Here is a 13,659-nt window from a genome sequence, read left to right as displayed (position 1 = left end):
CGTGCTGCGCCTCCGTGCGCCGCTAAAACTTAGAAATTCTTGGTTATCCAACCGCGCAATTTATCGACCAAGCCGCCCACGCTGCCGCCCGCCGGACCGGCTACGCGCATGCCGCCCGAACGCGCGCCGTGCAGCAGCAAACCGACGCCGGTGGAATGCAGCGGATTGGCGATCACTTCGCCGAAGCCGTTGACGTGTTGCGGCACGCCGATGCGTACCATCTTGTGGAAGATCTCCTCGGCGAGCTCGAGCGCACCTTCCATGCGCGAAGCGCCACCAGTCAGCACGACGCCCGCCGCGACCAGACTGTCGTAACCGGAACGGCGCAACTCGTCCTGCACCATCTCGAAGATTTCTTCGTAACGCGCCTGCACGCTCTGCGCGAGCGACTGACGCGCCAGACGGCGCGGCGGACGATCGCCCACGCTCGGCACCTGGATCGTTTCTTCCGCGTGTGCCAACTGCGCCAGCGCGCAGGCGTATTTGATCTTGATTTCTTCCGCGTGCGCGGTCGGCGTATGCACGCCATAAGCGATATCGTTGGTGACCTGGTCGCCGCCGACCGGCAACGATTTGGTGTAACGAATGGCGCCCTGCGTGTAGATCGCGATGTCTGTCGTGCCGGCGCCGATATCGACGAGACACACGCCGAGCTCGCGCTCGTCATCGGTGAGCACCGATTTCGCACTGGCCACCGCCGACGGCACCAGCTCATCGACCGACAAACCGCAACGCTGGATGCACTTGCTGATGTTCTGGACCGCCGCCGCCGCACCCGTCACCAGATGCACCGAGGCTTCCAGGCGCACGCCACTCATGCCGACCGGCGAGCGAATGCCGTCCTGGCCGTCGATGCGGTATTCCTGCGACTCCTTATATAAGACCTTCCGGTCAGCCGGGATCGCCACCGCGCTGGCCGCTTCCAGCACCTGATCCAGATCGCCGGGCGCCACTTCGCGATCCCGAATGGCCGCTGTGCCGTGCGAGTTGCGCGTCTCCAGATGGCTGCCGGAAATGGAGGCATAGACCGAGCGGATATCGCAGCCCGCCATCAGCTCGGCTTCTTCCACCGCACGCTGGATCGAGTGCACCGTGGATTCGATATCTACCACCGACCCGCGCTTCATGCCGCGCGAGACGTGCGAGCCGATGCCGATCACTTCGATCGGTTCGCCCGGTTCGTACTCGCCCACAATCGCCACCACCTTGGAGGTGCCGATATCCAGGCCGACTACCAACTGCTTTTCGTTCTTGCCTTTCATGTGCGGGGCGTGCCTCCGGCAGTAGGAGCGGTCGGGGCGGCCGGCGCTTGCGGCCATTTCACGGCGAAACCGTTGGTGTAACGAAGATCGGCGTACTCAAAACCTTGATCGTGGCCAGACATCACCTGCGCATACACATCGAGGAAGCGGCGCAGACGATGACCGGCCTGATTGCGATCGCCGATCACGATCTGTGCGCCTGAATCCGTGGTGACACTCCAACTGCCGCGCTCGGTAAGCGTCACGCCGGTGATCTTCAAATGCGTCCCGATAAAGGCTTTCTGCACATCGGCGAAGAAGCTGATGACTTCGGCCAGGTGATCGTCCGGACCATGCAAGTCAGGCAACTGGTTGTAATCGGCGGCGTCGGGCACGCTGAACACCTTGCCTTCGCCACTGATCAATTGATTCGAATTCCAGCGCGCGAAGGGCTGACGCTCGTAAATGCGCAACAACAACGTATCCGGCCAACGCTTGCTCGCTTCCACCGATTCCACCCACGGCAGCGCAGCCACGGCGCTTTGCACGGCATCCAGATTCAATGCGAAGAAGCCCTTCCCCAGGCGCGGTTTCACGGTGGCGCGAATCTGCTCCGCGCTCACGTGCTTGAACTCGGCCTGCACCGTCAACTGAGTCACCGGCCAGCGGTCGGCGGCAAACCAGCCGCACAACACACCGACGATCGGCAGGACCACCAGGGCGATGGCCAGACACCAGGCGACGAGGCGGATGCTTCCCCTCATGCATCCTCCCTGAAACTGGTTTCGAGCACGCGCCAGCACAGCTGCTGATAATCGATGCCAGCTACGGCAGCTGCTTTCGGTACGAGCGAATGCGACGTCATGCCGGGCGCGGTGTTCACTTCAAGCAACCAGTTGCGGCCTTGGCGATCGCGCATCACATCGACGCGTCCCCAGCCGTAGCAACCCAGCGCGTCGAATGCTTCGAGCGACAGTGCTCGCAACGACGGCTCGGCGTCGCCCTGCAAACCCGGGCAGATGTACTGCGTGTCTTCGGCCACGTACTTGGCGTTGTAATCGTAGAACGCGCCCTTCGGCACGATATGGATGCTCGGCAACACTTGGCGGCCAAGAATGCCCACGGTGAGCTCATCGCCTTCGATCAGCGTTTCCATCAACAGATCGCCGGGATATTTCTCTGCCAACGCCACGGCTGCATCGAGATCTTTCTCTTCGAAGACGCGCGTCACGCCAACGCTCGAACCTTCGCTGGCAGGCTTCACGATCAATGGGAAACCAATCTCTTTCGCGGCAGCATGCACATCGGTGCCACGCGGTAGCGGGACGAACTTCGGCGTCGGCAAACCAAGCGACTGCCACACGCGCTTCGAACGCGTCTTGTCCATCGACAACGCAGATCCAAGCACGCCCGAACCTGTGTACGGCACGTTGAGCGATTCCAGCGCACCTTGCAGCACACCGTCCTCACCACCGCCATGCTGGCCGTGAAGAATGTTGAACACGCGTGCGAAGTGGCCAGCGCGCAGCGCATCGAGCAATGCCGGAATACCGTCGATGGCGTGCGCATCCACGCCGCGCGCCTTCAGCGCCGCGAGCACGTTGCGACCGGAGTCGAGCGATACCTCGCGCTCGGCCGAGCTACCGCCCATCACCACGGCGACGCGACCAAATTGTGCGGGGTCCTGGATCTTCATCACTCACTCGTCCTCAAATGTCCCAGTTGAGCCAACTCGACGGCTGCAGCGCCGATATCGCCTGCGCCCAGCAGCAACAGGAGATCGCCGTCGCGCAACAACGCAGGCAGCGCGTCTTTCAATTCACGCGGATGTCCCACCAACACCGGATCAACCTTGCCGCGCGCGCGCACGGCACGCGCCAGCGCGCGTCCATCGGCACCAGCAATCGGCGCTTCGCCGGCGGGATACACATCCGTCAAAACAAGCACGTCGGCTTCGGCCAGCACGTTCGCGAAGTCGTCGAGCAAATCGCGCGTGCGGCTGTAACGATGCGGCTGAAATCCGACAACAAGGCGACGCTCCGGCCAACCGCCACGCGCCGCTGCAAACACGGCAGCGAGTTCGCGCGGGTGATGGCCGTAGTCATCGACCAACATCGCCGTTCCTTTATCGAGCGCAATCTCGCCGCGACGGTGGAAGCGACGACCGACACCCTCGAAGTGCGCAAACGCATGCGCAATCGCCTCGGCCTCGACACCGAGCTGCCAGCCGATCGTCGCGGCGGCAAGCGCATTGAGCACATTGTGGCGGCCGGGCAGATTGAGTTTCACCGGCATCGGGTTCTTGACGCCCGGCAAGATCAGGTCGAAATGCATCTCGAACCCTTTCTGCACAATGTTCGCCGCACGCACGTCAGCATCTTTCGTATCGATGCCGTACGTCATCACGCGACGCGCGGTGATCTTCGCGAGGTCGACCACTTCCGGATCGTCCACGCACAACACGGCCAGACCGTAGAACGGCAAGCGATGCAGGAAGTCGGAAAACGCCTTGCGCACCAGCGCGAAATCACCCTGATAGTTTTCAAGGTGATCGGCGTCGATATTCGTCACTACCGCAATCACCGGCGAAAGCAGCAGGAACGAACCATCCGATTCATCCGCTTCGGCCACCAGGTATTGGCCGGTACCCAAGCGCGCGTTCGCGCCTGCGGCGTTGAGCTGGCCACCAATCACAAACGTCGGATCGTAGTTAGCTTCGGCGAGCACGCTGGCGACAAGGCTTGTTGTCGTAGTCTTGCCATGCGTACCGGCAATCGCGATGCCGCGACGAAAACGCATCAGCTCGCCCAGCATTTCGGCGCGCGGAATCACCGGAATACGTGCTTCGCGCGCGGCGACCAGTTCCGGGTTGTCGTTCTTGATCGCACTGGATGTGACGACCACGTCCGCATCACCGATGTGTGCCGAGGCGTGACCGATGTGCACATCGATACCGAGCTGACGCAAACGTTGCGCGGTCGCCGATTCGCTGCGATCCGAGCCCGACACCGCGTAACCGAGATTGTGCAGCACTTCGGCAATACCGCTCATGCCGACGCCGCCAATGCCGATGAAGTGCACACGGCGGAACGTGCTCATCAAATCTTCGTGCGCAAGCAGGCGACGCGGCGTCATGCGGCCACCTCCACGCAAGCGCGTGCGATATCGGCCGCAGCATTGGGTTTCGCGAGCGTTCGCGCTGCTTCGGCCATCGCCAACAACTTGGTGCGATCGTTCAATAGCGCGCTCAATCGCTGCGCCAGGTCTTGCGTATTCAGATCTCGCTCCTGGATCAATTCAGCCGCACCGGCAGCGACGAGCGCTTCGGCGTTGCGGGTTTGGTGGTCGTCCACCGCATGCGGAAATGGCACGAGCACCGCGCCCAGACCGCACGCGGTCAGCTCGGCTAGCGTCAGCGCGCCTGCACGACACACCGCCAGATCGGCCCATGCGTACGTGCCAGCCATGTCCTCGATAAACGGCACGATCTGCGCATCGACGCCTGCATCGGCATATGCCTTGCGTGCTTCATCGATGCCGCGATTGCCGCACTGATGCAGCACCTCGGGGCGTTGATCGACCGGCATGGCGGCCAACGCCTGCGGCACCGAAACATTCAACGCGCGCGCACCGAGGCTTCCGCCCAATACCAGCAGGCGCGGTTTGCCCGTACGTCCAGCCATGCGTTGTGCCGGCGAAGGCAGCGATGCAATGGCGCCGCGCACGGGATTACCTACCCACTCCGCGTTCGGCAACGCATCGGCGAAACCCGCCATGACGCGCTGCGCATGCGTGGCGAGCTTGCGATTGGTGAATCCCGCCACGCGATTCTGTTCGTGTACCAGCAATGGACGATGCAGCAGACGTGCGGCGATGCCGCCGGGACCCGCCACGTAACCGCCCATGGACAGCACACTGCGCGGCTTCAGTCGACGCAAGACAGCCAGCGACGACAACAGCGCGCGCGCCAGCATGAAGGGCGCCATCAGACGCGTCTTCATTCCCTTGCCGCGCAAACCGCCAACAGCCACGGTATGCAATTCAATGCCATGCGCAGGCACGACTTTGGTTTCCATGCCGCCTGCAGCACCCAGCCAAACCACCGGCACGCCTTGCGCGCGCAGCGTTTCGGCCACGGCCAGACCCGGGAAGATATGTCCACCCGTGCCACCGGCCATGATCAGGACAGGCGATTGCGCGGTCATGCGGCCACCGCTTCGCGATCACGCGCTGTCGCTGTGTTGGCATCGGGCACTGCCGTCGCGGGCATGCGCGTTGCCATATGCCGCGCATCGAGCGCGCGGTTGATTTCATACGTCGCGCGCAACAGCACGCCAGCCATCGCACACGTCAACACAATCGACGAGCCGCCGTAGCTGATCAGCGGCAGCGTGAGGCCTTTGGTCGGCAACGCGCCAAGATTCACGCCTATCGAAACAAGCGTCTGCAGGCCGATCATCAGCGAGATGCCGAAGGCGATATAGCCAGCGAAACGCTGCCCCACCTCTACACCTTTGAGTCCGACATGCAATCCGCGCCATAGGACAAGAGCAAACAGCGCCATGACAGTGATCACACCGAACAAACCAAGCTCTTCGCCAATCACGGCGAAGATAAAGTCGGTGTGCGCTTCCGGCAGATACGACAGTTTCAGCACGCTCGAACCCAAACCCACACCCATCCATTCACCGCGCCCGATCGCCATCAGCGATTGCGTCAGCTGGAAGCCGTCGTCGAACGGGTGATCCCATGGATGCAGGAAGGTGGTCAGGCGCTTCATGCGATAGTTTTCGCTGGTTGCCGCGATCGCCAGCAGCGGCATCAAGGGCAAACCCATCAGGCATAGGAAAATCGGTCGCGCACCGCCCAGCCACACCATCGCTATCGTCACAGCAATCACCAGCGTTGCCGAACCGAAGTCCGGCTGCGCCAGCAGTAGCAGCACCATCACGCCCGAAACACCAAGCGGCTTGAGCAGCCCGATGAAACGCGTCTCGATACTCTCGCGGTGACGCACCAGATAGCTGGCCATATACACCACAAGAATCAGCTTCACCGCTTCGACCGGCTGGAAGCTGGTAATACCCAGATTGAGCCAACGGCGTGCGCCGTTGAGCCTCATACCGAAATGCGGAACGAATACCGCAAGCAGCATGATGAACGCGACAAGCATCAGGAAGAATGCATGCTTCTCGATGTCCTTCAGTTCCGTGCGCATCGCCACACCCGCAGCGAACACGCCGAGCGTCAGATACATCAAGTGATGTTTGAGGAAATAGAACTGACCCATGTGCTGGCTATCGGCTACGGCAATGGAGCTGGAAGCGACCATCACCACACCCATGCACGCAAGACCAACCAGGGCGACCAGCAACGGCAAGTCGAACTTGCCGCGCGGACCCTGCCGGCGCTTTGCCTGGGATGTACCGAAACCAAACATCTCTCAGCGCACCTTCAACGTTGCCAAACCGATAAGCACCAGCACGACGCTGATGATCCAGAAACGAACAATCACCCTAGGCTCGGGCCAGCCTTTCAATTCGAAGTGGTGATGGATCGGCGCCATGCGGAAGATGCGCTTGCCGGTCATCTTGAAGCTGGCGACCTGCAGCATCACCGAGGCCGTTTCCATCACGAACACACCACCCATGATCAGCAGCACGATTTCCTGGCGGACGATCACGGCAATCGCGGCCAGCGCTGCGCCAATCGCGAGCGCACCGACGTCACCCATGAACACTTGCGCGGGATACGTGTTGAACCACAGGAAACCGAGGCCCGCACCGGACAGTGCACCGCAAAGCACGGAGAGCTCACCCGCGCCCGGAATCGCCGGGATGCCGAGGTATTCGGAAAAGACCTTGTTACCCGCGAGGTAGGCGAATATGCCGAGCGCGCCGGAAACCAGCACCGTGGGCATGATCGCAAGACCATCCAGACCATCCGTGAGATTCACGGCGTTGGAGAAACCCACGATCATGAAATACGCGATGACGATGTAGAAAATGCCAAGCGGTATCGCCACATGCTTGAACAGCGGCACGAACAGTGCCGTTTCAGCCGGAAGTACAGCGGTGTGATACAGAAACCAGGCCGCACCGATACCGAACACCGACTGCCAGAAATATTTCCAGCGCGATGCGAGACCGCGACTGTCTTTCAGCACGAGCTTGCGGTAATCGTCGTAGAAACCGATCGCGCCGTAACAAAGCAGCACGGCCAGCACCAGCCACACGTAGCGATTGGCGAGATCCGCCCACAGCAAGGTCGCCACGACAACGGCGATAAGAATCATCACACCGCCCATCGTCGGCGTGCCCGCTTTCGACAGATGCGATTGCGGACCATCCTTGCGCACCACCTGACCGGCCTTGAGCGCCGCGAGCTTGCGAATCAATGCGGGACCACACAACAACGACATCGCCATCGCGGTGAGCGCGGCCATGATCGTGCGGAAGGTGATGTACTGGAAAAGATGCAACGCGCTGAAGTGACGTGCCCACCAATCGGAAAGTTCAAGCAGCATGGTGCGCCCCCTCTTTCGGTTGTCCGCTCTTCAAGGCGGCGACAACCTGTTCCATACCCGCTGAATGCGAGCCCTTCACCAAACACGTGACACCCGCATGCACCTGTGCGCGAAGCGCATCGATAAGCGCCGCTTTGTCGGCGTAATGCGCGCCACCTGCCCCAAATGCCTCGACCGCCGCCACATTCAACGGACCTACAGCAAACAATTTTTGAATGCCGCGCTCGCGCGCATGGCTACCCACACCCGCGTGTAACGCACGCGCATCGGCGCCGAGTTCGGCCATATCGCCCAGCACCAGCCAGCGCTCCCCTTCCGCGAGCGCAAGCGTGTCGATCGCCGCATGCATCGAACTGGGATTGGCGTTGTAACTGTCGTCGATCAGCGTCCAGCCATTCGGCATGGCGATGCGCTTGAGACGACCTTCCACCGAAGACGCCTTTTCCAACCCTTCCACAATGGTGTCGACAGGCACATCCAGCGCCAGTGCAATCGCGCTGGCCGCAAGCGCGTTGGCAATGTTGTGACGGCCTGGCAACGGTAGCGACACCTCGGCATCGCCATGCGGCGTGCTGAGGATGAAGCGCGATCCGTCCGCGCGCTGCTCCAGAATGTCCGCGCCGACGTCTGCCTTGTGATCCAAACCAAAGCGCAGCACTTTGCGGCCGCCAGCGAGGCCGTTGAAGAAACTCGCAAACGCGTCGTCGGCGTTGATCACGGCCACACCGTCTGCCGGCAAGGCGCGATAAAGCGCGCCTTTGGTCTCGGCCACCATTTCAATCGTACCCATGCGCTCAAGATGCGCCGGCGCGATGAGATTCACGAGGCCGATATCGGGCCGTGCAATGGCAGCGAGATAGTCGATATCGCCCGGCTTGCCTGCACCCATCTCGAGCACCGCATATTCGGTGTCTTCCGGCATCCAGAGCAGCGTCAGCGGCAGACCGATTTCATTATTGAAGCTGCCGGTGTTGACGTGTGTACGGCCATGCAGCGACAGAATCGAAGCCGTGAGTGTCTTCACCGTGGTCTTGCCGTTGGAACCGGTGATGCCGATGACGCGCGCATTATGTTGTGCGCGAACTGCACTCGCCAGATCGCCCAGCGCGAGCTCCACGTTTTCGACTTCCACCTGCGGTAGATCGATGTCGACACGGTGCTCCACCAGCGCCGCTGATGCGCCGCGCGCCCTGGCATCGGCCAGGTAGTCGTGACCGTCGACTCGCTCGCCCTTGAATGCAACGAACAGATCGCCCGCCTTGATCTTGCGCGAATCGATCGCGACGCCATTGATCTGGGCGTCGGCGCCGTGCATGCGTCCGTGGGTCCATAGCGCGATGGCGCTCAGCTGCATCATGCCTGCCCCTCCAGCGCCGCACGCGCCACAGCCATATCATCGAAAGCACGCTTGCCAGCGGCACCTTCCTGATAGGTCTCGTGACCTTTTCCGGCAATCAGCACGACATCGCCAGGACGCGCCATGCGCAGGGCCGCACGAATGGCAGCTTCGCGATCGCGCAACACCGTGGCGTATTGCGGTTGTTTCATGCCGGCGAGAATCTGCGCCACGATAGCGTCGCCATCTTCGCCGCGCGGATTGTCGTCGGTGACGATGGCGACATCGGCAAGACGCTCCGCGATATCGCCCATTTGCGGGCGCTTGCCGGCATCGCGCTCACCACCGCAACCGAAGACGCAGATCAATTTCGCTGCGCAATGCGCGCGCAATGCCGTGATCGCCTGCTCCAGCGCATCCGGTGTGTGCGCATAGTCGACGACGACCAGCGGCAAGCCTTCGATACCGCCAATGCGATTCATGCGGCCATTGACGGGCTCCAATGCTTCAATAGCGCCGACAATTCGATCAAACGATTCGCCAATCGCACCAAGGCAAGCGATGACAGTCAGCAGGTTGGCAACATTGAATCGGCCAAGCAAACGACTACGAAGCACGCGCGCACCCCACGGCGTGCGCAGGTGGAACGCGACACCTTCGGCCGACGTCACGATATCCGTTGCTGCGATGTCGGCGGATGCATCGCCCGCGCTGCTCAACCGCAAGGCTTTCACATCGGGCGCGAGCTTGTTCACCAGCTTGCGGCCGAATTCGTCGTCCGTGTTGATCACCGCCGTTTCAAGATCGGGCCATGCGAACAATTTGGCTTTTGCCGCACCGTAGGCTTCCATGCTGCCGTGATAATCAAGATGATCGCGCGTGAGATTGGTGAACGCGGCGACATCGAAATCGACGGCCGCGACACGCCCCTGCTCGAGCGCGTGCGAGGACACTTCCATCGCGACGTGCGTGGCGCCGTCGCCACGGAACTGTGCCATGAGCTGTTGCACGGCGATGGCATCGGGCGTGGTGCGCTCGCCTTCACGCAACTGCCCGTGCAGGCCGGCACCCAGCGTGCCGATGGTCGCCGTGCGATGACCCAGGCTTTCCAGCGCTTGCGCCAGCAACTGCACCGTGGACGTTTTGCCGTTGGTACCCGTCACGCCGATCACGCGCATCGATTCGGATGGACGTCCAAAGAAGCGCGACGCAATTTCACCGACAAAGGTGTGTAACCCGTCGATCCACACCACCGGCACGCCCGGATCTTTCACCGCGCGCGGCGGCGCTTCGGCCAGCACGACGCTCGCACCGCGCTGCACGGCACCCGCAACGAATTCGATGCCATGTCCGCGCGTGCCATGCAGCGCGAAGAACGCATCGCCCGTGCGTACGTGACGCGAATCGAGCGCGAGCCCAGATACGACAATCGGCCCTGCGACCGTCGTCTCAGCGATGCCCTGCAACAGATGATCGAGACGCTGGCCGCTCATGGCTCGACCACCTCCTGCGCGGAGGAGTCGCCCTGAGACGATTGCGGCGGGGCATTGCCCGCCAGTCCGCCACCCGCCTGCATGGGGCCGCCGACGTACCATCGTCCGATGTTGTCGGGCGGCACATCCAGCAAGCGCAGCGCACCGTCCATCACACGCTGGAACACCGGCGCCGAGACGTCGCCGCCGAAGTAACCTTTCTTCGGATTGTTGATCACGATGACACCGACAAGGCGTGGATCAGTGGCAGGCACGATCCCTGCGAACAGCGAGTTGTAGTTGTTCTTCGCGTAACCGCCGACCGCCGCCAAATGCGCGGTACCGGTTTTGCCGGCGACGCTGTAGTTGGCGATTTGCGCGCGCGTTGCGGTGCCGCCGGGCGCGGTGACGGTTTCAAGCATCGTCACCAGTTCATGTGCAATTTGCGGTGTGACGATCTGCTTGCCCGGATTGTCGCCATCCTTGATGAAGGTCGGCGGATGCATGACGCCATCATCGGCCAGCGTGGCATACGCGTTGGCCAACTGCAGCGGCGTCAAATTCATGCCGTAACCGTAGGCGATCGTCGCCTTTTCAAGCGGCCGCCACGTGTGTCCCACTTTCAACAGGCCCGAAGATTCACCGGGAAAACCGCTGCCTGTGCTGTCGCCGAAACCGAAGGCGCGATAGGAGTTGTAGAGAAATTGCGTGTCGAGCTGGATAGCAATTTTTGCCGCGCCGACATTGCTCGACTTCGTGAGCACGCCGGTTGGCGTCAACACACCGTTCGCGCTGTCGTCATGAATGTCATGGCCGTAGTACATGAAATGGCCGTTGCCGGTGTCGATCTGCGGCGTAGTCGGCGTGAACTTGCCGCTCGATAAAGCAGCCGCCATGGTGAACGGCTTCATCGTCGAACCCGGTTCGACCACGTCTGTCACGGCGCGATTGCGGCGTTGCGAGCCGTTGGTGCCCGTGACGGCATTCGGGTTGTACGTCGGCAAGCTCACCATCGCCAGGATTTCGCCCGTGCGAACGTCGAGCACGACCATCTCGCCCGAATCGGCATCCACGTCGTCGAGCTGCTTTTTCAGTTCGCTATAGGCAAGGAACTGGATGCGGCGGTCGAGGCTGAGCGTGAGGTTCTGGCCCGGCTGCGGCGCACGCACCTGCTCCACATCTTCCACGACATGGCCCATGCGATCGCGAATGACACGCTTTGCGCCCTTCTTGCCCGCCAGCCAGCTATCGAACGCGAGCTCCAGGCCTTCCTGACCGTGATCGTCGATGTTGGTGAAACCGAGCACATGCGCGGTCACTTCGCCCGACGGGTAATAGCGCTTGTACTCGCGCTGACCGTTCACACCAGGCACGGCCAGATCAATCACAGCCTGCGCGGCATCCGGACTCATCTGGCGGCGCAAGTACGCAAAATCGCGGTCGGAGCGCTGCTCGAGATACGACTTCAGATCGTCCGGATTGATACCCAACGCTTGGGCCAATGCCGGGATGCGATCGGCGTTGTCGAGTACTTCGGACGGAACCGCGGTAATCGACACCATCGGCGTGGACACCGCCAGCGGTTCGCCATTGCGATCGAAGATGGTGCCGCGCGAGACCGGAATATCGACTTCGCGCAGGAAGCGCGCGTCGCCCTGATCCTGATAGAACTGCTTGCGCACGACCTGCAGATCGAACGCGCGCGCGACCAGCCCCACGGATGCAGCACCCAGCACGCCGATCACCAGCAACATGCGACGGCGCGCGCTCGGGCCCGCGCCTTGTCGGCGTGCGGCGGGTTTCGCGCTGAGGTGCGGGCGCGGGTTCATTCCTGCACCAGCTTGATGTTTTGCGGCGTCGGCATGGCCATGCCGAGCTTGTTGCGCGCTTCGCTGTCGATGCGGCGCGGCTCGCCCCAGGTGGCTTGTTCGAGTTCTAGCTTGCCGTACTCGATATTGAGATCGTCGCGCTGACTTTGCAGCTGCGTGAGCTGGACGAACAGCACGCGACTCTGATGACGCGTCCACACCACGGCGATGGCACTGACCATCACGGCACTGAGCAGAATGAGCAGACCAAAGACGCCGACCGCCTTCATGTCTGCGCCTCGCCGGATAGTTTTTCCGCCACGCGCAACACAGCCGAGCGCGAACGCGGATTCGCGGCCTGCTCGGCGTCAGACGGGAATTGCGCTTTACCAACGGCAGCGAGGCGTGCCGGCGGCGCGGTAACCGGTGGACCACGACGGCTGCCTTGCACGCGACCGGAATGATCGCGAATGAACAGCTTCACCGCGCGATCTTCCAGCGAGTGGAAGCTGATGACAGATAGACGGCCACCGACGTTGAGCCGCTCAAGCGCTGCATTGAGGCCACGCTGCAACGCATCCAGCTCGCCGTTCACGCGAATGCGCAGCGCCTGAAAACTGCGCGTGGCCGGATGCTTGCCAGGCTCGCGGCGACCGACAACACGTTCGATCAATGCCGCCAGTTCGCCGGTGCGAGTGATCGGCGATTCGGCGCGGTGTTCAACAATCGCACGGGCAATCTTGCGGCTGAAGCGTTCTTCGCCGAACGTCCACAGCACATCGGCAATCTCGCGTTCATCGGCGTGCGCGAGGAAATCCGCCGCGCTTTCGCCTTGTGTCGTGTCCATGCGCATATCGAGCGGCGCATCGGCCATGAAGCTGAAGCCGCGCGCGGCTTCATCGAGTTGCGGTGAGGACACACCCAGATCGAGCAGCACGCCATCGAGACCGACGGCGGTTTCTTCCCATTCGCCGAGCGTGGAAAAGTTGGCGTGACGGATCGACACGCGCGGATCGGCAGCGAATTCTTTTTGCGCAGCGGCGATGGCTTGCGGATCGCGATCCATCAGCAGCAGACGGCCGTCGGGCCCGAGGCGCGACAGCACGGCGCGGGCGTGACCGCCGCGTCCGAAGGTGCCATCGAGATAACGCCCGCCTTCCCGCACGGCGAGACCCTCCACCGCTTCATCCAGCATCACCGGGATGTGCCGCAAAACTTGCTCGGCCATGCCGCACTCCCGCTCTCTATGTCCGCAATCACCTCGCACCTGACCGTC

The 13,659-nt window shown here is 62.1% G+C and carries 12 protein-coding genes; all 12 read right to left on the bottom strand.

Features of this window, described 5'->3' with window-relative positions:
- Positions 1–29: 29 nt before the first annotated feature.
- The 12 genes from ftsA to rsmH are packed head-to-tail and all read right to left on the bottom strand — an operon-like array spanning position 30 to position 13,611.
- Complete coding sequence (gene ftsA, locus EKH79_RS14495) at positions 30–1,262, bottom strand: cell division protein FtsA (protein WP_126674554.1); 1,233 nt, start codon at positions 1,260–1,262, stop codon at positions 30–32.
- Positions 1,259–2,005 carry a cell division protein FtsQ/DivIB gene (locus EKH79_RS14490; RefSeq protein ID WP_126674553.1) on the bottom strand — a complete coding sequence of 249 codons (747 nt, stop codon included), beginning with the start codon at positions 2,003–2,005 and terminating at the stop codon, positions 1,259–1,261. The genes ftsA and EKH79_RS14490 overlap by 4 nt, the downstream gene beginning before the upstream one ends.
- On the bottom strand, positions 2,002–2,937 hold the full coding sequence (locus EKH79_RS14485) for a D-alanine--D-alanine ligase (RefSeq protein WP_126674552.1): 936 nt from the start codon (positions 2,935–2,937) through the stop codon (positions 2,002–2,004). The genes EKH79_RS14490 and EKH79_RS14485 overlap by 4 nt, the downstream gene beginning before the upstream one ends.
- Positions 2,937–4,376 carry a UDP-N-acetylmuramate--L-alanine ligase gene (gene murC, locus EKH79_RS14480; protein ID WP_126674551.1) on the bottom strand — a complete coding sequence of 480 codons (1,440 nt, stop codon included), beginning with the start codon at positions 4,374–4,376 and terminating at the stop codon, positions 2,937–2,939. The genes EKH79_RS14485 and murC overlap by 1 nt, the downstream gene beginning before the upstream one ends.
- Positions 4,373–5,446, bottom strand: coding sequence for an undecaprenyldiphospho-muramoylpentapeptide beta-N-acetylglucosaminyltransferase (gene murG / locus EKH79_RS14475; RefSeq protein ID WP_126674550.1), 1,074 nt, complete (start codon positions 5,444–5,446; stop codon positions 4,373–4,375). Before murG ends, murC begins: the two co-directional genes overlap by 4 nt.
- Positions 5,443–6,681, bottom strand: a complete 1,239-nt coding sequence (gene ftsW, locus EKH79_RS14470) for a putative lipid II flippase FtsW (protein WP_126674549.1) — start codon at positions 6,679–6,681, stop codon at positions 5,443–5,445. The genes murG and ftsW overlap by 4 nt, the downstream gene beginning before the upstream one ends.
- Before the next feature lie 3 nt (positions 6,682–6,684).
- Positions 6,685–7,767, bottom strand: coding sequence for a phospho-N-acetylmuramoyl-pentapeptide-transferase (gene mraY / locus EKH79_RS14465; protein ID WP_126674548.1), 1,083 nt, complete (start codon positions 7,765–7,767; stop codon positions 6,685–6,687).
- Positions 7,757–9,124 carry a UDP-N-acetylmuramoyl-tripeptide--D-alanyl-D-alanine ligase gene (locus EKH79_RS14460; RefSeq protein WP_126674547.1) on the bottom strand — a complete coding sequence of 456 codons (1,368 nt, stop codon included), beginning with the start codon at positions 9,122–9,124 and terminating at the stop codon, positions 7,757–7,759. The genes mraY and EKH79_RS14460 overlap by 11 nt, the downstream gene beginning before the upstream one ends.
- Positions 9,121–10,596 carry a UDP-N-acetylmuramoyl-L-alanyl-D-glutamate--2,6-diaminopimelate ligase gene (locus EKH79_RS14455; RefSeq protein WP_126674546.1) on the bottom strand — a complete coding sequence of 492 codons (1,476 nt, stop codon included), beginning with the start codon at positions 10,594–10,596 and terminating at the stop codon, positions 9,121–9,123. Before EKH79_RS14455 ends, EKH79_RS14460 begins: the two co-directional genes overlap by 4 nt.
- Positions 10,593–12,404: a peptidoglycan D,D-transpeptidase FtsI family protein gene (locus tag EKH79_RS14450; RefSeq protein WP_126674545.1), complete on the bottom strand. Its 1,812-nt coding sequence runs from the start codon at positions 12,402–12,404 to the stop codon at positions 10,593–10,595. Before EKH79_RS14450 ends, EKH79_RS14455 begins: the two co-directional genes overlap by 4 nt.
- Positions 12,401–12,673, bottom strand: a complete 273-nt coding sequence (gene ftsL / locus EKH79_RS14445) for a cell division protein FtsL (RefSeq protein ID WP_126674544.1) — start codon at positions 12,671–12,673, stop codon at positions 12,401–12,403. The genes EKH79_RS14450 and ftsL overlap by 4 nt, the downstream gene beginning before the upstream one ends.
- Positions 12,670–13,611 carry a 16S rRNA (cytosine(1402)-N(4))-methyltransferase RsmH gene (gene rsmH, locus EKH79_RS14440; RefSeq protein ID WP_126674543.1) on the bottom strand — a complete coding sequence of 314 codons (942 nt, stop codon included), beginning with the start codon at positions 13,609–13,611 and terminating at the stop codon, positions 12,670–12,672. The genes ftsL and rsmH overlap by 4 nt, the downstream gene beginning before the upstream one ends.
- Positions 13,612–13,659 lie beyond the last annotated feature (48 nt).

This window comes from Dyella dinghuensis, assembly GCF_003977615.1.
Classification (GTDB): Bacteria; Pseudomonadota; Gammaproteobacteria; order Xanthomonadales; family Rhodanobacteraceae; genus Dyella_B; species Dyella_B dinghuensis.
This window is presented reverse-complemented; position numbering and strand designations above follow the sequence as displayed.